Origin of the sequence: Pseudomonas sp. B6002 (assembly GCF_013385985.1) — a bacterium.
In the GTDB taxonomy this organism is placed as follows: Bacteria; Pseudomonadota; Gammaproteobacteria; order Pseudomonadales; family Pseudomonadaceae; genus Aquipseudomonas.
Genome location: NZ_JACAOY010000006.1, coordinates 573,135 through 592,444 on the forward strand (window position 1 = coordinate 573,135; position 19,310 = coordinate 592,444).

At 62.4% G+C, this 19,310-nt stretch carries 16 protein-coding genes; 5 read left to right on the forward strand and 11 right to left on the reverse strand.

Annotated features, from left to right (window positions below; all coding sequences use genetic code 11):
* Positions 1–12: 12 nt before the first annotated feature.
* Entirely contained in the window at positions 13–1,197 is a 1,185-nt protein-coding gene (locus HX792_RS09850; RefSeq protein ID WP_176995893.1) for an arabinose transporter, read from the forward strand.
* Here the strand turns inward: HX792_RS09850 and HX792_RS09855 are convergent.
* The gene (locus tag HX792_RS09855; RefSeq protein ID WP_176995894.1) at positions 1,184–1,804 is read right to left on the reverse strand and encodes a LysE family translocator; all 621 of its coding nucleotides are present in this window, start codon (positions 1,802–1,804) and stop codon (positions 1,184–1,186) included. The two genes, HX792_RS09850 and HX792_RS09855, sit on opposite strands and share 14 nt — an antisense overlap.
* A gap of 133 nt (positions 1,805–1,937) precedes the next feature.
* On the opposite strand from HX792_RS09855, the gene HX792_RS09860 reads away from it, so the two are divergent.
* Positions 1,938–4,136: an OsmC domain/YcaO domain-containing protein gene (locus HX792_RS09860; protein WP_176995895.1), complete on the forward strand. Its 2,199-nt coding sequence runs from the start codon at positions 1,938–1,940 to the stop codon at positions 4,134–4,136.
* A 984-nt stretch (positions 4,137–5,120) separates the two neighbouring features.
* On the opposite strand, the gene HX792_RS09865 is transcribed toward HX792_RS09860, so the two are convergent.
* Positions 5,121–6,038: a LysR family transcriptional regulator gene (locus tag HX792_RS09865; RefSeq protein WP_176995896.1), complete on the reverse strand. Its 918-nt coding sequence runs from the start codon at positions 6,036–6,038 to the stop codon at positions 5,121–5,123.
* 107 nt (positions 6,039–6,145) lie between these two features.
* On the opposite strand from HX792_RS09865, the gene HX792_RS09870 reads away from it, so the two are divergent.
* Positions 6,146–7,195: an SDR family oxidoreductase gene (locus tag HX792_RS09870; protein ID WP_176995897.1), complete on the forward strand. Its 1,050-nt coding sequence runs from the start codon at positions 6,146–6,148 to the stop codon at positions 7,193–7,195.
* A gap of 50 nt (positions 7,196–7,245) precedes the next feature.
* On the opposite strand, the gene HX792_RS09875 is transcribed toward HX792_RS09870, so the two are convergent.
* Positions 7,246–8,412 carry a cystathionine gamma-synthase gene (locus HX792_RS09875; protein ID WP_176995898.1) on the reverse strand — a complete coding sequence of 389 codons (1,167 nt, stop codon included), beginning with the start codon at positions 8,410–8,412 and terminating at the stop codon, positions 7,246–7,248.
* Positions 8,409–9,785: a cystathionine beta-synthase gene (locus HX792_RS09880; protein WP_176995899.1), complete on the reverse strand. Its 1,377-nt coding sequence runs from the start codon at positions 9,783–9,785 to the stop codon at positions 8,409–8,411. The genes HX792_RS09875 and HX792_RS09880 overlap by 4 nt, the downstream gene beginning before the upstream one ends.
* 266 nt (positions 9,786–10,051) lie before the next feature.
* Here HX792_RS09880 and atzF point away from each other — a divergent pair, with 266 nt between their 5' ends.
* Entirely contained in the window at positions 10,052–11,848 is a 1,797-nt protein-coding gene (atzF, locus tag HX792_RS09885) for an allophanate hydrolase (protein WP_176995900.1), read from the forward strand.
* Between the two features lie 2 nt (positions 11,849–11,850).
* On the forward strand, positions 11,851–12,537 hold the full coding sequence (locus HX792_RS09890; RefSeq protein WP_176995901.1) for a GntR family transcriptional regulator: 687 nt from the start codon (positions 11,851–11,853) through the stop codon (positions 12,535–12,537).
* A 468-nt stretch (positions 12,538–13,005) separates the two neighbouring features.
* Here the strand turns inward: HX792_RS09890 and dapA are convergent, their stop codons facing one another.
* The 7 genes from dapA to HX792_RS09925 all read right to left on the reverse strand — a co-directional run bounded on the left by dapA (position 13,006) and on the right by HX792_RS09925 (position 19,238).
* Positions 13,006–13,869, reverse strand: coding sequence for a 4-hydroxy-tetrahydrodipicolinate synthase (dapA, locus tag HX792_RS09895; protein WP_176995902.1), 864 nt, complete (start codon positions 13,867–13,869; stop codon positions 13,006–13,008).
* Between the two features lie 285 nt (positions 13,870–14,154).
* A complete protein-coding gene (locus HX792_RS09900; RefSeq protein WP_176995903.1) occupies positions 14,155–15,135 on the reverse strand; it encodes an alpha/beta hydrolase in 981 nt (326 codons plus the stop codon).
* Between the two features lie 6 nt (positions 15,136–15,141).
* On the reverse strand, positions 15,142–16,533 hold the full coding sequence (locus HX792_RS09905; RefSeq protein WP_176995904.1) for a hypothetical protein: 1,392 nt from the start codon (positions 16,531–16,533) through the stop codon (positions 15,142–15,144).
* A gap of 138 nt (positions 16,534–16,671) precedes the next feature.
* Complete coding sequence (locus tag HX792_RS09910; protein WP_176995905.1) at positions 16,672–17,154, reverse strand: VOC family protein; 483 nt, start codon at positions 17,152–17,154, stop codon at positions 16,672–16,674.
* Positions 17,155–17,214: 60 nt separating this feature from the next.
* Positions 17,215–17,688 carry a hypothetical protein gene (locus HX792_RS09915; protein WP_176995906.1) on the reverse strand — a complete coding sequence of 158 codons (474 nt, stop codon included), beginning with the start codon at positions 17,686–17,688 and terminating at the stop codon, positions 17,215–17,217.
* Between the two features lie 110 nt (positions 17,689–17,798).
* Complete coding sequence (locus HX792_RS09920) at positions 17,799–18,836, reverse strand: helix-turn-helix domain-containing protein (RefSeq protein ID WP_176995907.1); 1,038 nt, start codon at positions 18,834–18,836, stop codon at positions 17,799–17,801.
* A gap of 15 nt (positions 18,837–18,851) precedes the next feature.
* Complete coding sequence (locus HX792_RS09925) at positions 18,852–19,238, reverse strand: ester cyclase (RefSeq protein ID WP_176995908.1); 387 nt, start codon at positions 19,236–19,238, stop codon at positions 18,852–18,854.
* Between the last annotated feature and the right edge of the window lie 72 nt (positions 19,239–19,310).

Genomic DNA, 19,310 nt, shown 5'->3' on the forward strand with positions numbered 1-19,310 from the left:
AGGAGCGTTCCCATGACACAACACGGTACGTCTTCGGTGCTGTTGAAACTGCTGCCGATCACCCTGGCGGTGTTCGTCGCGTTCCTGATTATCGGTATGCAGTTGCCCGTGCTGCCGTTGCACCTGAACCACACCCTGGGCATGAGCACCTTGGTGGTGGGCGTGGTGGTCGGTGCGCAGTTTGCCGCTGCGCTGCTGTCGCGGGCCTGGGCCGGCAACTTTGCCGATATGCGCGGGGCCAAGCGCGCAATGCTGATCGGCATGCTGGTGGCGGCCAGCTCAGGGCTGTTGTACCTGGCGTCGCTGGGGTTCGTGGAAACCCCGGCGCTGTCGGTGTGGGTCTTGCTGGCCGGGCGTGTGGTGCTGGCCCTGGGTGAAAGCCTGATCATCACCGGTTCCATGGGGTGGGGCATGGGCCTGGTGGGGCCGCAGAACGCCGGCAAGGTCATGGCCTGGATCGGCATCGCCATCTACGCGGCGTTTGCGCTGGGGGCGCCTTTGGGCGTGGCGCTCAACGCCCAATGGGGCTTCAGTGGCGTGTGTGTGGCTACGCTGATCCTGCCGCTGTTTGCGCTGACCATCGTCGCCGGGGCCAAGGGCGTTGCGCCCACCAGCCAGCGGCGCACGTCGTTCTACACTGTGCTGGGTGCGGTCTGGCTACCCGGGTTGGGGCTGGCGTTTTCGAGTATCGGGTTTGGTGTGATCACCGCCTTTATCGCGCTGTTGTTTGCCGCCAAGGACTGGGGCAATGCCTCATTCGCCTTCACCGCCTTTGGCTTGGCGTTCATCGGTGCGCGGCTGTTTTTCGGGCACTTGCCGGACAAAGTGGGCGGCGCCAAGGTGGCGCTGGTCTGCGTGCTGATCGAAGCGGTTGGGCAATTGCTGATCTGGGGCGCTGGCTCGCCGGTGATGGCGTACGCGGGGGCGGCCTTGACCGGCTTCGGTTATTCGTTGGCCTTCCCCGGGTTTGGTGTGGAAGCGATCAAGCGAGCGCCACCGCAAACCCGTGGTCTGGCCATGGGCGCCTACGTGGCGTTCCTGGACATCGCACTGGGCATCAGCAGCCCATTGGCCGGTGCCCTGGCGGGGTCGGCGGGTGTGGCGTCGGTTTACCTCGCCGGTGCCGTGGCGGTAATACTGGCGGTGGCGGTCGCAGGGGCGCTGCTGGCCAGGAAACCCGCGCTCAGCGCTTGCTGAACGCCAGGCGCGCCGCGAACAGCACAAAGATCATTCCCGTGGTGCGGTCCATCCAGCGAATGACACTTTCACGGCGCAGGAAGCCGGACAGTGGCCGCGTGGCGCCAATCAATACCAGCGACCACACAAGGCCCAGCACCACGTGGATGCTGACCAGGCCGAAGGTCCAGACGATCAGCGAATGGCCCTGGGGGATGAACTGCGGCAGGAACGACACGTAGAAGATCCCGACCTTGGGGTTCAGCACGTTGCCCAACATGCCCTTGAGGAACCAGTTGCTGCTCGGCTGGCCGTTAGTCTCAACCGACGATAGCGAACGGCGTGGGCGCAACAACATGTTCAAGCCCAGCCAGGCCAGGTAGGCCGCGCCGCAGTATTTCAATACGTTGAAGGCCAGCTCCGACACGGCGATCAACGCGCCCAGGCCAAAGGCAACCGCCGCGCCCCAGAGCAGGCAGCCGGCATTGATCCCCAGGGTGGCCTGCAGCGCCTGGCGCTTGCCTTCCACCGTGGCGGTGCGCAACACCAGGGCGGTGTCGAGCCCCGGGGTGAGGGTCAGCAGAGTGGCGGCGAAGGTGAAGGCGAGGAGGTTATCGGCAATGGACATGGAACGCTGGCCTCAAGGGGGATAGGGCACACGTTAACCGATCGGCAGTCAACGCGGAAAACCCCGGGACTTCCCGGCAAAAAACTTCATAATAGCGGCCATTTTGTTTAGCCCGTTATTCTGGTGTGCCCGCATGGAAATTAAGGTCAACTTTCTCGACAACCTACGACTTGAAGCCAAGTTCGACGATTTCACGGTGATTGCCGACCAGCCGATCCGCTACAAAGGCGACGGTTCGGCCCCGGGCCCGTTCGATTATTTCCTCGCGTCGTCGGCGTTGTGTGCGGCGTACTTTGTGAAGTTGTACTGCCAGACGCGCAACATCCCCACCGAGAATATCCGCCTGTCGCAGAACAACATTGTCGATCCGGAAAACCGCTACAACCAGATCTTCAAGATCCAGGTCGAGCTGCCGGCCGACATCTCCGACAAGGACCGCCAGGGCATCCTGCGTTCCATCGACCGTTGCACCGTGAAGAAAGTCGTGCAGGCCGGCCCCGAGTTCGTGATCGAGGAAGTGGAAAACCTCGACGCCGATGCCCAGGCCTTGCTGATGCCCAACTCGACTTCCGACGGCGGCACCTACATCGCCGGCAAGGACCTGCCGCTGGAGCAGACCATCGCCAACATGTCCGGCATTCTGGCGGGCCTGGGCATGAAGATCGAAATCGCCTCGTGGCGCAATATCGTGCCTAACGTGTGGTCGCTGCACATTCGCGACGCGCATTCGCCGATGTGTTTCACCAACGGCAAGGGCGCCACCAAGGAAGGCGCACTGGCGTCGGCCCTGGGCGAGTTTATTGAGCGGCTCAACTGCAACTTCTTCTACAACGACCAGTTCTGGGGCGAGGAACTGGCCAACGCGCCGTTCGTGCATTACCCGGATGAGCGCTGGTTCCAGCCGGGCCCCAACGACGAGCTGCCAAGCGAAATTCTCGATGCCTACTGCCGCAAGGTCTACGACCGCGAGGGCGAATTGCGTGGCTCGCACCTGTTCGATACCAATTCGGGCAATGAGGAGCGCGGCATTGTCTCGCTGCCGTTCGTGCGCCAATCCGATGGTGAGGTGGTGTACTTCCCGTCCAACCTGATCGAAAACCTCTACCTCAGCAACGGCATGAGCGCGGGCAACACCCTGGCTGAAGCCCAGGTGCAGTGCCTGTCGGAGATCTTCGAGCGGGCGGTGAAGCGCGAAATCATCGAAGGTGAATTTGCCTTGCCCGACGTGCCCGCCGAGGTGTTGGCCAAGTACCCTAGCATCCTGGCCGGCATCCAGGGCCTGGAAGCGCAAGGGTTCCCGGTGCTGGTCAAGGACGCGTCCCTGGGCGGTGAATTCCCGGTGATGTGCGTCACCTTGATGAACCCGCGTACCGGCGGCGTGTTTGCCTCGTTTGGCGCGCACCCGAGCCTGGAAGTGGCGCTGGAGCGCAGCCTCACTGAACTGCTGCAAGGCCGCAGCTTTGAAGGCCTGAACGACTTGCCGGCGCCGACCTTCGAAGCCCAGGCGGTGACTGAGCCGAACAACTTCGTCGAGCATTTCATCGACTCCAGCGGTGTGGTGTCGTGGCGCTTCTTCAGTGCTCAGTCGGACTACGAATTTGTCGAGTGGGACTTCACCGGCCAAGGCGAAGACTCCAACGTGCAGGAAGCCGCGACCTTGTTCGGCATCCTCGAAGGCATGGGCAAGGAGTCGTACATGGCCGTGTACGAACACCTCGGCGCCACCGCCTGCCGCATCCTGGTGCCGGATTACTCGGAAATCTACCCGGTGGACGACCTGATCTGGGACAACACCAACAAGGCGCTGTTTTTCCGGGCCGACATCCTCAACCTGCACAGCCTCGACGAGGAAGAACTGCACGCGTTGGTCGAGCGCCTGATCGAAAGCGAGCTGGACGACTACACCGACATCACCACCCTGATCGGCATCGAATTTGACGACAACACCGCGTGGGGGCAGTTGACCATCCTGGAGTTGAAGCTGCTGATCTTCCTGGCCCTGAAGCAATACGAAGAGGCCAAGGAGTGTGTGGAGATGTTCCTGCAGTACAACGACAACACCGCAGAACGTGGCCTGTTTTACCAGGCGATGAACGCCGTGCTGGAGATGGAACTGGACGACGACCTGGAACTGGCTGACTACGAAGCCAACTTCCGCCGCATGTTTGGTAACGAGCGGATGGACGCGGTGATTGGCTCGGTCACCGGCGACGTGCGCTTCTACGGCCTGACGCCGACCAGCCTGAAGCTCGAAGGCCTGGACCGCCATCAGCGTCTGATCGAGAGCTACAAGAAGCTGCACGCCGCACGGGCCAACATCACCTCGGCCTGACGCAAGGTCAACTGTGGGAGCTGCCTCGCTTGCGCGAGGTTGCGAAGGCGGTGGTTCAGGCGACATCACTGTTGACTGTGCCGCCGCTATCGCAGGCAAGCCAGCTCCCACCTTCGACCGAGTACACCCGCTGCCCTGTAGGAGCCGGCTTGCCGGCGATAGCAATCCATCAGCCGGCAGAGTTGCAAGCTGACACATCGCCATCGCTGGCAAGCCAGCGCCTACAGTGGATCTTCGTCGTTGCACAGACCCCTGTGGGAGTTGTCGAGCTTTAGCGAGGCTGCGAAGGCGGTGGTTCAGGTGACATCACTGTTGACTGTGCCGCCGCTTTCGCAGGCAAGCCAGCTCCCACATTCGACCGCATTTCAAAGGATGGACTCGGCCCCCCGTAGGAGCCGGCTTGCCGGCGATAGCAATCCATCAGCCGGCAGAGTTGCAAGCTGACCCACCGCCATCGCTGGCAAGCCAGCGCCTACAGTGGATCTTCGTCGTTGCACAGACCCCTGTGGGAGCTGCCTCGCTTGCGCGAGGCTGCGAAGGCGGTGGTTCAGGTGACATCACTGTTGACTGTGCCGCCGCTATCGCAGGCAAGCCAGCTCCCACCTTCGACCGAGTACACCCGCTGCCCTGTAGGAGCCGGCTTGCCGGCGATAGCAATCCATCAGCCGGCAGAGTTGCAAGCTGACACATCGCCATCGCTGGCAAGCCAGCGCCTACAGTGGATCTTCGTCGTTGCACAGACCCCTGTGGGAGTTGTCGAGCTTTAGCGAGGCTGCGAAGGCGGTGGTTCAGGTGACATCACTGTTGACTGTGCCGCCGCTTTCGCAGGCAAGCCAGCTCCCACATTCGGCCGCATTTCAAAGGATGGACTCGGTCCCCTGTAGGAGCCGGCTTGCCGGCGATAGCAATCCATCAGCCAGCAGAGTTGCAAGCTGACCCACCGCCATCGCTGGCAAGCCAGCGCCTGCAGTTCACCACGGTTGGCTATTCGCCCAGACGCTTGAGGTGGACGTTGGCCACCAGGTAGTCGAGGAACACCCGTACCCGCAACGGCATCTGGGCGCCTTGGCCGAGGAATACGGCGTGCACGGGGTCGATGTCGCCTGGGTTGAAGGCTTGCAGTACCGGTACCAGGGCGCCGGCGGCAATGTCGTCCACTACCTGGAATTCATCCAGGCGCGCCAGGCCGATGCCGGCCAGTGCCATCTGGCGCAAGGCTTCGCCGTCGCTGGCGGTGAGGTTGCCTTCCGGCGAGACCAACCACTGTGCGCCATCCACCAGAAACGGCCAGCCTTTCAAGGTGCGGGTGTAGCCGAAATCCAGGCGGTTATGGGCGCTCAAGTCTTGCGGCGTACCTGGCAAACCGTGGCGCTGCACGTAAGCCGGGGCGGCGACGACCACCATGCGGGTAGTCCCAAGCTTGCGGGCGACCAGCCGCGAATTCTCCAGCGGGCCGTGGCGAATCGCGACGTCGGTGCGCTCTTCAACCAGGTTCACAACCTGATCGGTCAGCACCACATCCAGGGTGATCCCCGGGTAGCGCAGCAAAAAACCAGCAAGCAGCGGCAACAACACCCCTTGGGCAAACGGCACGCTGGCACTCACGCGCAGCGCGCCCCTTGGTTCACCTTTGCCAGCCGTGTTGCGCTCGGCGTCCTCCACGTCCGCCAGGATTCTTACGCATTGCTCATAGAACCCATGCCCTTCGGGCGTCGGCGTCAGTCTTCGGGTAGAGCGGTTCAGCAAGCGCGCTTGCAGGCGTGTTTCCAGGCGGGTCAACAGTTTGCTGACGGCCGAAGGGGTGATGCGAAAGTCTCGTGCTGCTGCCGAGAAATTGCCGAGTTCGATGACCCGCACAAACACTTCCATTTCGGCCAGTCGATTGATATCCCAGCGTGCCATTGTGAATTCACGTCATATAAGCCATTCGTGACAGCAGTCTATATCACAGATAAAGCCCTGGGCATCATTTGCCTCAACCCGTGCACACGGCATGGAAGGAGGAACACATGGCTGTACATTCAAATACCGCGCTGGTGGTCGGCGCCAACGGCATCATCGGGCAAGCAGTCGCTGCCGAGCTCAAGCGTGAAGGCTGGCAGGTTCGCGCGCTGGATCGGCGACCGGTGGCCGGCGTCGAAACGTTGCAAGCCGACCTGACAGACGCCGAGGCTGTGGCCACTGTGCTCGCCGCTGCCCGCGACACCACTCACGTGTTTTATGCCGCGTTCAGCCCCGACGCGGACCTGGCGGTGGAGGCCCAGCGCAACGCGCAGATGCTGGCCAACGTCTTGGACGGGCTGGAACACGTGCAATCGGCGCTGCAACGGGTGGTGATCTACCAAGGCTTCAAGATCTACGGTTCGCACCTGGGCGCCAACGTCCGCACGCCAGCGTTGGAAGACGACGCGGGGCACATGCCACCCAACCTGTACCTGGCCCAGGAAGCCCAGTTACGCGTGCGCGCCGAGCGCAGCCCGTGGGATTACGTGGCGTTGCGCCCCGATCTGGTGGTGGGCGACATCCACGGCAACCCGATGAATATTGCGCTGGTGATCGGCGTGTTTGCGGCGTTGTCTCGCGAGCTGGGCATTCCCTTGCGCTTCCCGGGTACCGACAAAGCCTACGGGCAACTCCTGCAGTTCACCGATGCGGGCCTGCTGGCGCGCGCCAGCGTCTGGGCGGCATTGGAGGAAAAGGCCGCCGGCGAAGCGTTCAACATTGCCAATGGCGACCTCTACCGCTGGGAGCGCCTATGGCAGGACGTCGCCAATCACCTGGGCCTGGAAACCGCCCATCCGATCCCTCTGACGCTGACTCGCCATATGCCCGACAAGGCCGCGCTGTGGCGTGAACTCGCCGAGCGGCACACCTTGATTCAGCCGGACTTGGACAAACTGGTGGGTTGGGCCTTTGGTGACTTCATCTTCCGCACCGAGACCGACATCATTTCCGATACCAACAAGCTCTATCGGTTTGGCTTTACCGAGCGGGTCGACTCGAAACAGTCGCTGTTTGATGCGCTGGACAGCTTGAAGCACCAACGCGTAATTCCATAAACCGTGAAACGGCTGCTGGCGGGCGCACAACCCGCCAGCAGCTGTTTAGGTCAGATCAGGGCCAACGCCTGGGCCAGGTCTGCCCGCAGGTCTTCCACGTCCTCAACCCCCACCGACAACCGCACCAACCCGTCACCAATGCCCAACTGCGCCCGCGTGGCGGCCGGGATGCTGGCGTGGGTCATGATGGCCGGGTGTTCGATCAGGCTTTCCACGCCGCCAAGGCTTTCGGCCAGGGCGAAGATCTTGACGTTTTCCAGGAAGCGCGTGGCGCCCGCCAGGTCGCTGTTGAGGTCCACCGAAATCATCCCGCCGAACCCACGCATTTGTCGACGGGCCAGCTCATGCTGCGGGTGCGAGGCCAGGCCGGGGTAGTAGACGCGCGACACTTGCGGCTGTTTCTCCAGCCAGGTCGCCAGGTCGAGGGCGTTGCTGCAATGACGTTCCATACGCAGTGCCAATGTCTTCACGCCGCGCAAGGTAAGAAACGCATCAAACGGCCCGGCGATGGCGCCCACCGAGTTCTGCAGGAAGCCCAGGCGTTCGGCCAGCTCCGGGTTGTGGCCAACGATGGCAATCCCGCCGATGACGTCCGAGTGGCCATTCAGGTACTTGGTGGTGGAATGCACCACGATGTCGAAGCCCAGCTCCAGCGGGCGCTGGATCCAGGGGCTGGCGAAGGTGTTGTCGGCCACACAGATGATGCCGCGCGCCTTGCAGATGCGTGCGATGGCGCTCAGGTCGGTGAGGCTCAGCAGCGGGTTGCTCGGGGTCTCGACCCAGACCATGCGCGTGTCGTCTTGCAAGCTCGCTTCGAATGCCGACAGGTCGCTCAAGTCGACAAAGCTGAAGCGGTGCCCGGCACTGCGCTGGCGCACTTTGTCGAACAGGCGGAAGGTGCCGCCATACAAGTCGTTGCCGGAGACGATATGCGCGCCGGCGTCGAGCAATTCCAGCACGGTGGAAATCGCCGCCAGGCCGGACGCAAAGGCAAACGCCTGGCTGCCGCCTTCCAGGTCGGCCACGCAGCGTTCCAGGGCAAAGCGCGTCGGGTTGTGGGAGCGGCCGTAGTCAAAGCCCTTGTGCACGCCGGGGCTGTCTTGCAGGTAGGTGGAGTTGGCGTAGATCGGCGGCATCAACGCGCCCGTGGTCGGGTCGGGGGATTGCCCGGCATGGATCACACGGGTGGCAAACGCGCTTTTATCGGACTGACTCATGCAAGGGATCTCCGTAGGTGGTTGAGCAGATCGACGCGGGTGATCAGGCCATGGAAGCCCGACGCGTCGGCAATGATGGCGACTAGGCCGCGATCCAGTTCTGCCTGCAATTCAGCCAGGCTGGCGCTGGGGGCCAGGGTTTGCAAGGTGTCGGTCATGGCACTGGCGACGATCATCGAGAAGTCTGCCGCGTCATGGTGCAGGCCCAGCAGGATGTCGGATTCGTCGATCACACCCACCAGCTCCTGACCATTCACCAACACTGGCAATTGCGAAACGTCGGCCAGGCGCATGCGCTGGAAGGCGGTGAGCAGGGTGTCGTCGGGGCTCACGCTGATCACGCGGCCGTCTTCGAAACGGCGGGCGATCAGGTCGCGTAAATCGCCGTAGTGCTTGTATTGCAGCAGGCCCGCGTCTTTCATCCACTGGTCGTTGTAGACCTTCGACAGGTAGCGCGTACCGGTGTCGCACACGAACGTGACTACACGCTTGGGCTCGGTCTGTTCGCGGCAATAACGCAAGGCGGCGGCGAGCAGGGTGCCGGTGGACGAACCGCCGAGGATGCCTTCGGCACGCAGCAGTTGGCGGGCATGATCGAAACTTTCTTCATCGCTGATGGAGTAGGCGTGGCGCACGCTGGAGAGGTCGGCGATCGACGGAATGAAGTCCTCGCCGATGCCTTCCACGGCCCAGGAACCGGGGGTTTCCATCTTGCCGCTGCGGCTGTATTCGGCCATCACCGAGCCCACGGGGTCGGCCAGCACCATTTCCAGCTCAGGCTGCACACGCTTGAAAAAACGGGTCAGGCCGGTGAGGGTGCCGGCCGAACCGACGCCCACCACAATGGCGTCCACGTCATGCTGGGTCTGGGCCCAGATCTCTGGGGCAGTGCTGGTTTCATGGGCCAGCGGGTTGGCGGGGTTGTTGAACTGGTCGGCGAAGAATGAACCCGGAATGTCCTTGGCCAGGCGGGCGGCCACGTCCTGATAATACTCGGGATGGCCCTTGCCCACGTCGGAGCGGGTGATATGCACCTCAGCGCCCATGGCCTTGAGGTGCAGCACCTTTTCGGTGGACATCTTGTCGGGCACCACCAGCACCACCCGGTAGCCCTTGGCCCGGCCGACCAATGCCAGGCCCAGGCCGGTGTTGCCAGCGGTGGCCTCGATGATGGTGCCTCCGGGGCGCAGGCGGCCATCGCGCTCTGCGGCGTCGATCATGGCCAGGCCGATGCGGTCCTTGATGGAGCCCCCGGGGTTCTGGGATTCGAGCTTGAGGAACAGCGTGCAGGGGCCGGTATCGAACCGGCTGACCCGAACCAGCGGCGTGTTGCCGATCAGTTCGAGGACGGCGGGGCGGGAAAGCGTGGGCATGTCGTCACCTGGGTACGGGAAGGGCGTAGGGAGGGGGACAGCAAATTAAAACGCATGGCTTGGAACATAGGCCGCTATCGGTCGGGTCGCAACCGGGCGGTCCGATGAATGTCTTTTTTTGGCGCATGGGCGATGCAGCTGTGCGCCATCAGTGGGCAGGGGTTAACCAGCGTAGGACTGGCGAAGCCCCGTAAACAGTGGGTGTGGCTGTATGGCCCGGGCTTTGCTAAAGGAAATCCAAACTTGGATACAAGATGGAATTTCCTATGCACAACGTTTTTGGCTGGACCCTTGGCGAATGGCAGTCGGCTTACCGCAGTGGCGCAATCAAGCCAGAGATTTTGCTGGACCTGGTCGACGCCTACCCGGCCGAAGACAATGCCTGGATCGCCCGCGCCGGTTCATCGCAACTGCAGGCGCAATTGGACGAACTCGGCGAACGCTTGGCGGCCGTGGGCGGCGACATGGCCCAGTTGCCACTGTATGGCGTGCCGTTTGCCATCAAGGACAACATCGATGCGGCGGGATGGGATACCACGGCGGCCTGTCCTGAGTTTGCCTACGCACCTGGGTCAGACGCGTTTGTCGTCTCCAAGCTACGAGCGGCGGGCGCGATCCTGGTGGGCAAGACCAATCTCGACCAGTTCGCTACCGGCCTGGTGGGCACGCGTTCGCCTTATGGTGCGGTGGGCAACAGCTTCGACCCGGCTTACGTCAGCGGCGGTTCCAGCTCCGGCTCGGCCTCGGTGGTGGCCCGTGGGCTGGTGCCGTTTGCCTTGGGCACCGATACCGCAGGCTCGGGCCGTGTACCGGCGGGGTTCAACAATATTGTGGGTTTGAAGCCGACCAAGGGGCGGCTGTCCAACACCGGCCTGGTGCCCGCCTGCCGCACGGTGGATTGCATTTCGGTGTTCGCCTTGACCGTGGCCGATGCCGAGCGCGTGGCGCAGGTGGCAGCTGGCTACGACGCCAGCGACGCCTACTCGCGGGTCAACCCCAACACGGCGCCGGTGGCGGTGGGGGCGCAGATCAAGTTGGCGATCCCGGCTGAGCTGGAGTTCTTCGGCGATAGCCAGAATCAAGCGGTGTTTGAGCAGGCTGTCGAGCGATTCAAGGCGTTGGGTGCAGTGATTACCCCGGTGGACTTCACACCGTTCAAGGCCCTGGCCGATCAGCTGTATTACGGGCCGTGGGTGGCCGAACGCACGGTGGCGTTGGAAGGCATGCTTGAGCGTCAGCCCGAGGCGATCAACACCCTGGTGCGCGGTATCGTTGAAAACGGCCGTCAATACACGGCGTGTGATGCTTACAAAGCCGAATACCTGCGCGCCGAATTGAGCCGGCGTATCAACGACAGCCTGGCGGGTTTTGATGCCTTGCTGGTTCCCACGTCACCGACCCTTCGCACCCTGGCGGAAATGGCCGAGGAGCCGGTGTGCTACAACTCGCAATTTGGCTACTACACCAACTTCACCAACCTGGCAGACCTCTCGGCCCTCGCGCTTCCCGCCGGGTTGCGTGTCGATGGTTTGCCCAGTGGCATTACCCTATTGGCACCCGCCTGGCATGACACGGCTCTGGCTGATCTGGGCAAGCGCTGGCAGGCCAATCTCGACCTCAGCCTGGGCGCGACCGGGCGTTCTCTGCCCGCACCCGGCGTACCCGTGCAGGCGCCGGGGGCTGTGCGAGTGGCCGTGGTGGGCGCGCACCTGACGGGCATGCCGCTGAACTTCCAGCTGACCAAGCGCAATGCGGTGCTGGTGGAGCAAACCCACACGGCTGACAGCTATCGCCTGTATGCATTGCCGGGCACCGTGCCGCCCAAGCCGGGGTTGGCCAAGGCCGAGAGTGGGCGTTCGATCATCGTGGAACTGTGGGACATGCCTCTCGCACGCTTCGGTGAGTTCGTCGCAGAAATCCCCGCGCCCCTGGGGATCGGCAACGTGGTGCTGGCGGACGGGCGTAGCGTCAAAGGCTTTATCTGTGAACCCTGGGCGTTGGCCGAAGCGCTGGATATCACCGAGTTCGGCGGCTGGCGTGCGTTTATTGCGAGCCGGGGGTGAGCATGCCGCGTCCTGACAATCTCGCCGAGCAGGTGTACACGCAACTCAAGGCGGATATTTTCGACTTCCGCCTGCTGCCGGGGGATCGCTTCAGCGAAGGCGATGTGGCAGGTCGCATGGACGTCAGCCGAACGCCGGTGCGCCAGGCGCTGTATCGCCTGGAGAAGGAAGGCTATGTGGAGGTATATTTCCGCAGCGGCTGGCAGGTCAAGCCGTTCGACTTTGCCTATTTTGAAGAGCTGTATGACGTGCGTATCGTGCTGGAACTGGCGGCTGTCAGCCGGTTATGCGGGATGGAGGCATCCGATAATCCGGTGTTGAACGCGCTGAAGGGTATCTGGCTGGTGGCGGAAGATGAACGGTTGCAAGACCCTCAGGAGGTGTCTGCGCTGGATGAGCGTTTTCATTGCGCTTTGGTGGAAGCCACCGGCAACCGTGAAATGGCGCGCATGCACTACGCGATTACCGAGCAGATCCGCATCATTCGCCGGCTCGACTTTACCCAGGTCGAGCGCATTGCCGCGACCTACCAGGAGCATACACAGATCCTGGAGGCCATCTTGCAACGGCGCAGTGACGTGGCCCAGGCACTGCTCACGCGACATATCGAGTTGAGCAAACAGGCCGTGCGCGAGATCACGTTGCACCGATTGCAGATGGCACGGCAAGCGGGCCCCAGGCCCGTGTAGGAGCCGGCTTGCCGCCGATGCAGGCGCCTCGGTATTTCTTCAGGTACACCGCGTGGAGGCCATCGCCGGCAAGCCAGCTCCCACAGTGGATCTTCGTCGTTGCACCGACCCCTGTGGGAGCTGTCGAGCTTCAGCGAGGCTGCGAAGGCGGCGGTTCAGGCGACATCATTGTTGGTTGTGCAGCCGCCATCGCCGGCAAGCCAGCTCCTACAGTGGATCTTCGTCGTTGCACCGACCCCTGTGGGAGCTGTCGAGCTTTAGCGAGGCTGCGAAGGCGGCGTTTCAGGCGACATCATTGTTGGTTGTGCAGCCGCCATCGCTGACAAGCCAGCTCCTACAGTGGATCTTCGTCGTTGCACCGACCCCTGTGGGAGCTGTCGAGCTTTAGCGAGGCTGCGAAGGCGGCGGTTCAGGCGACATCATTGTTGGCTGTGCAGCCTTCATCGCAGGCAAGCCAGCTCCTACAGGTTATGTGTTTGGGTTGAGGACCGTGTGCAACCGGGCTTTCACGGCATCGCTGGCGGGCTGCATCGGGGCGCGTAACTCGCTGTTGATCAAGCCTTCCATGGCCAACGCGGCTTTCACTGGCGCGGGGTTGGGCTCCATGAACATTGTGTTGATCAACGGCAACAACTGAAAAAACGTCGCCCGGGCCTCGGCCAGTTGGTTGTCCCGTACCTGCTGCCACAGCGCCACAAACTGCTCGGTGTTTACATGGGCCGAGGCGGCAATCGCGCCGCTGGCGCCCAGGCACAAGGCGTTGAAGATCTGGATGTCTTCCCCGCACAGCACATCCACCTGGCCACTGGCCAACAGCGCCAGGGTGTTGCCCAGGTTGCCGCCACAATCCTTGATCGCGACGATGCGTTCATGGGCGACGATGTTCAGCAGTGTCGCCTGCTCAAAGGTCGCGCCGGTACGGTAGGGGATGTCATACAGGATGATCGGCACGCTGGACGCGTCGGCCACGCTGCGAAAGAACGCTTCCAGGCCCGCCTGGGACGGGCGGATGTAGCTGGGTGCCGGTACCAGCAAACCGGCCACCGGGCGTTTGAGGATCTGTGCCTGGAATTGCAGCAGCTCAATCTGGTTGTAGCCCGCCAGGCCCATGACCACGCGGTGTGCCGGCACCAATTGCAGCACGGCATCGAGCACGGCCAGTTGTTCCTGGCGGCTCAGCGCAGCTGCTTCGCCGGTGGTGGTGCAGACCATGATCCCGGCCACGTGTTTTTCCAGCAGGTGGCTGACCAGCCGGCGCAAGCCGACAAAGTCGATGGCACCGTCATGGAACGGCGTGACCACGGGAACCCAGATACCTTGAAACGCTGACATGCACTTTCTCCTGATGATTGACCGCTTGAGTCATCGTCAGAAGGGCAGAGGGAATTGTGCAAAGGGGGAGGGAGTCCGTCGCGCTCAATGTCCTGTCAGCTCATCTGACGGGACAGCGCGCCCCGGTCACATGAGCGACTGTTTCTTCGATTTGAGGGCGTGCGCGACGCAACCTTGCGCCTTGGCAATCAAGCCAATGACGGAAAAGTTAACGAACGACGTAGCAGACATAAATTGTCACACCCTGGATAAGGCCCCCATCTTCAGGGGAGTCTGGCGAATGTGTCAAGCCCGCCGCAGGTGTTCTCGCACAAATTGCGCGACCTGGGCGGCCAGCTCCAAGTCCTCCGGCGCGCCCATGAAACCGCCATGGGGCATCGCTTCGAACACGTGCAATTGCGCAGGCACCTGGGCCTTGAGCAGGGCGCGGTGCATGCGCACAGTGTTGGACAGGAACAGGTCCCGGGTGCCGCTTTGCAGGAAGGTGGGCGGGAAGCCTTTCGTAAAGTCACCAAACAAAGGGGACAGGTACGGGTGGGTCAAATCCGCGCCATTGGCGTACAGCAGGTTGGCACTCATCAACGGGTTGGGCAGCACCACATCGACCGTGCGGTTGACTTGGAAGCTGTCGCCCGACTCGGTCAGGTCCACTTCCGGCGACAACAGCACCAGCGCGGCTGGCAGTGGCAAGCCTTCATCGCGGGCTCGCAGCACCATGGCTGCCGCGAGGTTGCCGCCCGCCGAGCGACCGCCAATCACGATGTGCTGCGGCGCGTGCCGGGTGAGCACATGGCGATAGGTGGCCAGGCAGTCATCCAGCGCGGCCGGGTAGGGATGATCGGGTGGCATGCGGTAGTCCACGCCGTAGCAGACCAGGTCGTGCTGGTCGGCCTGCCGGGCGGCGGCCAGGCGGCAGTTCTCACCGCCGCCGAACACCAGCGCGCCGCCATGCAGGTCGATGTAGGCCAAGTCAGCCACGCCGGTGGCCGGTGTCGCCACGTGGACGGTGGCGCTGCCCACGGTGATCGTCGCCAGGCTGGTCCGCAGCGATGCTTCCTGGCCCGCGTTGGCGGCGGCATAATGCTGGGCCACGGCGCCTTGCAGGCGGCGCCAGCCATCGTGGTCGTCGGATGAGGGCATGGCGTGCAGTGCATTCAGCGGCACACCGTCCTCACCCACCAGGCGCTTGAGCAGCGCCTGGGCCTCGGGGCTGATCGAGTGGGGGACGGGTAAGGTCCGTGGGTCGATCTTGACGCCGTCATTCATGGTCACTTACTCGAAGGTGTCGATACGCGAATCGGAGTAGTAGAACGGGTTCTTGTCGGTACTCGACTCAAAGAAGTAGGCGTAGTCGGTCAGGAAGTACCAATGGCTGACGCGCTTGTACTCGTCATTGTCGTAGGTGCACGACAAGGCTTTGGCCGTGCCCAGCAGCTTTGGGTTGAGTTCGCTGGCTTGCAGCTCGCGCTCTACCACGCAGCGGGTGAGGTTGGGTTTGCCGTAGCTGCCGACGATGTTGTTGAGGGTGGAGCGGGTGAACTGGTAAATCACGGTTTCGCCCACCGGCAGGGTTTTCCAGTTACCGGTGAAGCTCAGTTGGGTCACGGTCGAGCTTTCGGCCATGCTGCCGCCGCCATAGTTGGATTTGGTCACCAGTTCAACCAGGTTGCGCCAGCTCACCGATTGCGACTCATAGCCCTTGCCGCGGTTGGCCACGCTCAGTTGGCCGCTGGGCCCGTCCTGGCTGATGAAGTATTGGCTCGACAACTCACTGGTGGTGCCTTTGTAGGTCGAGGTGCCGACCATGTGCACGTATTTGAAACTGCGGGTGGGCTTGTCCAGGTTCAACTGGGTGATCGCTGCCAGCACTTGCGGCTGTACCGACGTGAGGGCGATGGTCACCGGGGCTTTCAGGCGCGGCTTGAAGGCCGGCAATGCCGCGATTTTTTCCGGGCTGGTGCAGACTTTATTGAACAGCAGTTCATAGTCGGCGTTGCTGCCGGCGATCTTCTGGGGCGTCGGGAAACTGTCGACACGGCCATCGCTGACGCGATTGTCCGCATCCATGTCGTAGCCGGCCAGCTCCTTGTAGGTGCCGGCGGCGCACGACACGGCGAAGTGCTCGCGTTTTTGCGCGTAAGGCGCGTTGTAGGGCAAGTCATTCAGCACGGACGGGTTGTCGAAGGCGGCCCAGAAACGGGTTTCACCATTGACGTTCTTGATGCTGTTGGCGTCGATCAGTACCCAGTTCTCGCGTTCGTTGGTCTGCACCAGGCGCCAGTCGGGTTTCGGCGTGTCGGCACAGGCGCGCACGAACGTCGGGTTGCTTGCCAGGGTGGCGCGCAGGTCGGCAGACAACTTGCGTGCACCGCTGTAGCGGCCGGCGGCGGTCGGGTACACGCGCTGGGCACCGTCGAGGTACAGCAAATACAACTGTGGTGAGGAACACGCTGCCTCGAACTGCATGGTGCGGCGTACACCGGCGGTGGACTCCGGCATGAGCAATTCGAAGCTGAGGTTGTCGCCTTCGCGCACGATGCTGTTTTCCACCAGCGGCTGGGTCAGCGTGCTGGCGAACATGCGGTCAACCGTGGATTTTTGGGTGGCACAACCGGCCAGTGTGGCGATGCCACCGAGCAACAACAGGGAAGAAATAACGCGCACAGAAGCCTCATTGAGTCCATTCAGGGATGTAAGGATGACGGCAGGCAGCCCGTAATCTTGAGGCGCCAAGCCTAACGGCCACGGGTTTTTCTGTATAGCCGGTTCGAAGCCGCAGCCAGTTATGCCTGGGTCGAAGCCTTAACGACCGGCCACCGCCGCTTCAATCGCGGCAATGTCGATCTTGGTCATGGTCATCATCGCGTCGAAGGCGCGCTTGGCAGTGGCCGGGTTGGGGTGGGTGACAGCGGCGGTCAACACCCGGGGGGTGATTTGCCACGACAGGCCCCATTTGTCCTTGCACCAGCCGCACGCGCTCGCCTGGCCGCCGTTGTCGACGATGGCATTCCACAGGCGGTCGGTCTCAGCTTGATCATCGGTGGCTACCTGAAACGAAAACGCCTCCGTGTGAGAGAACGCTGGGCCGCCATTGAGGCCCAGGCAAGGCAGGCCCATCACGCTGAATTCGACGGTCAGCACATCGCCCTGTTTGCCGGATGGAAAGTCACCGGGGGCATGGTGCACGGCGTGCACCGCGCTGTCCGGGAAGGTCTTGGCGTAGAAGGTGGCGGCTTCGAGGGCGGTGCCGTTGTACCAGAGGCACAGGGTGTTTTTGTGGTTCATTGTCTGGCTCCATGGGCGGATGGGTCCATGGAGTCTAGACAATGGCGGTGCTTGCGGGCGCTACATGATGGTGTAGTCCCTGACCACGCCATTGTTGAGGTGGATATTGAGACGACGGTTCTGTTGCTCAGGGGCGATGTTGTCAATGGCGGTGCGCCGCGTGTCTATCGCGTTGTCGTAGGTGTTGCCGGGGATATGGTTGGATACCAGCCCGAGCAAGTGCCGCATGGAAGCGTTGGCGGTGGTGGAAGGCGAGTAGTCCCAGGTTTCGGTGCCGTCGGATGCAATCGACTGGTTCTGCGGTTCGCCGTACATCGCCTTGAGCTGTTGGGCGGTGGTCTTGCCCGACACGATATGGGTGCGCACGTAGGTGGTGTCGAACAACGAAATGTCCGGCCCTGACTTGCCCTGGATACCGGGTATGGACAGGCCGTTGAGGCTGCTGAGACCGTTGTTGCCGCCGGCACAGCCCGAGAGCAAAACCGCGGCGACCAGTGGGGTGATGGCGTTACGAATGAGTGCACGACGGGCCATGATTTCCTCCGTTGATTCAGGGCTCTGAAACTGAGGCCAATCATAAAACGGCGAAAAAAACGCGGAAAAAATCTTCCTGTCCCAGCGTCTCAATTACTTGCCTGGCTGTCTCACGCGGGTGTCATCTGGCCCAGGATGGATCGCAGCGAAAAGCCATCATGTCGGCTCACCTGGCCCTGTTTTAGGTGCACGCCCGCCACGTCCCGGGCCTCTCGGGGGGAATAGCCGAAAGCCTGTTTGAACGCCCGGCTGAAGTGCGCATCGCTCTTGAACCCGAACTGGAACGCCAGGCCAGAGACCCGATGCCGCGTGCCGCTGTCGCTTTGGATCATCACCCGTGCCCGGTTCAACCGGCGCTTCTGGATATACGCTGCCACGCCGGTTTCCTGGCTGAACAAGCGGTACAGGTGCGCCCGCGAAATGCCCAACTGTTTGCACAGGAAAGTGGGAGACAACTCGGGACTGCGCAGGTGCTGTTCAATCAGGCGGCGAGCACGGTTGAGCAGGGTGTGGTCGATCTCCTGCGCGGCCATGTGCAGGTTCGCCAGCGACGGTGCGATGGCAGCCGAGACCAAGCCCAGGGTGGCCTCTTTCGCGTGGGGGATTTCCCCTGGCACCAGGCGTGGCAGGCGATGTTGCAAGGCGCGCATGTGGTCGGCCAGCAGTTCGCTCAAGCCGCCTTGCAGCACCTGCCCGTGCAGGTCTTTATGGCCCAGGCTCTGCGCCAGCAGGTCGCGGGGGATGGTAAGAATCACCGTGTCGCCGGCGGTGATCAGGCAGTCCAGTTCGCGGGCCAGGTCGAGGATGTAAATCTGCGAATTGCCGGCGGCCAGGGACGTGCGGCCCGCCGTGCCGTTGATCGAATGAGACAAGCCCAGGCACAGGTAGTAATGGTCGAGATGGTCACGGCGGATCATCTGGGCCGAGCGCTTGACCCGGTAGGGCACCGGGGCGCCGGTGCCATCCCAGGCACCACAGCCCATCAGCAATGCGCCCAGGTAGCCGGTGGCCAGGCGGTAATTGAAGGCCGTGGAGTCCGGCTCGCTGATGGTGATGTCGAAGATCGCGTTCACTTCCTCCCGCCACACCTCGAAGCGTTGGCGTGGCGGGTAGGGTTGGGTGGTAAAGGTGAACAGCGGGTTCTCCATGGCTGGCGCCCTCCATCAAAGCTGTTGTGCTATCGCCGCCTTATCGATCACGGACCAGACGTGCGCAAATTTCCCATCGATGACTTCGTAGAATACGTTTTCATCGAAGGTCACTGTCTTGCCGTTGATCGGCAGGTCGAAAAATTCACCCCTGGGGCTGACCTTGAAATTCAACCGGCTGGCCACCGTGGGCGGGTCGGCCACCAGCAATTGAATGCGAAACACCAGGTCGGGGATCTCGCGAAAGTCACGCTCAAGCATGGCGCGGTAGCCGCCAAGGCAGACGGCGGTGCCGTTGTAGGTCACCTGCGAGTGCACGAAGTCGCCCAGGTGCGCCCAGTCCTGGCGGTTGAGGCAATCGATGTAGCCTTGGTAAAGGGCGGCGAGTTGATTGCGGGTCATGGGGCGCTCCTCTGTGATTTAAAAGCGTTCGTCCAGGATGGTCGAATTTTCTTGTAGCATCCAACGTCGTTT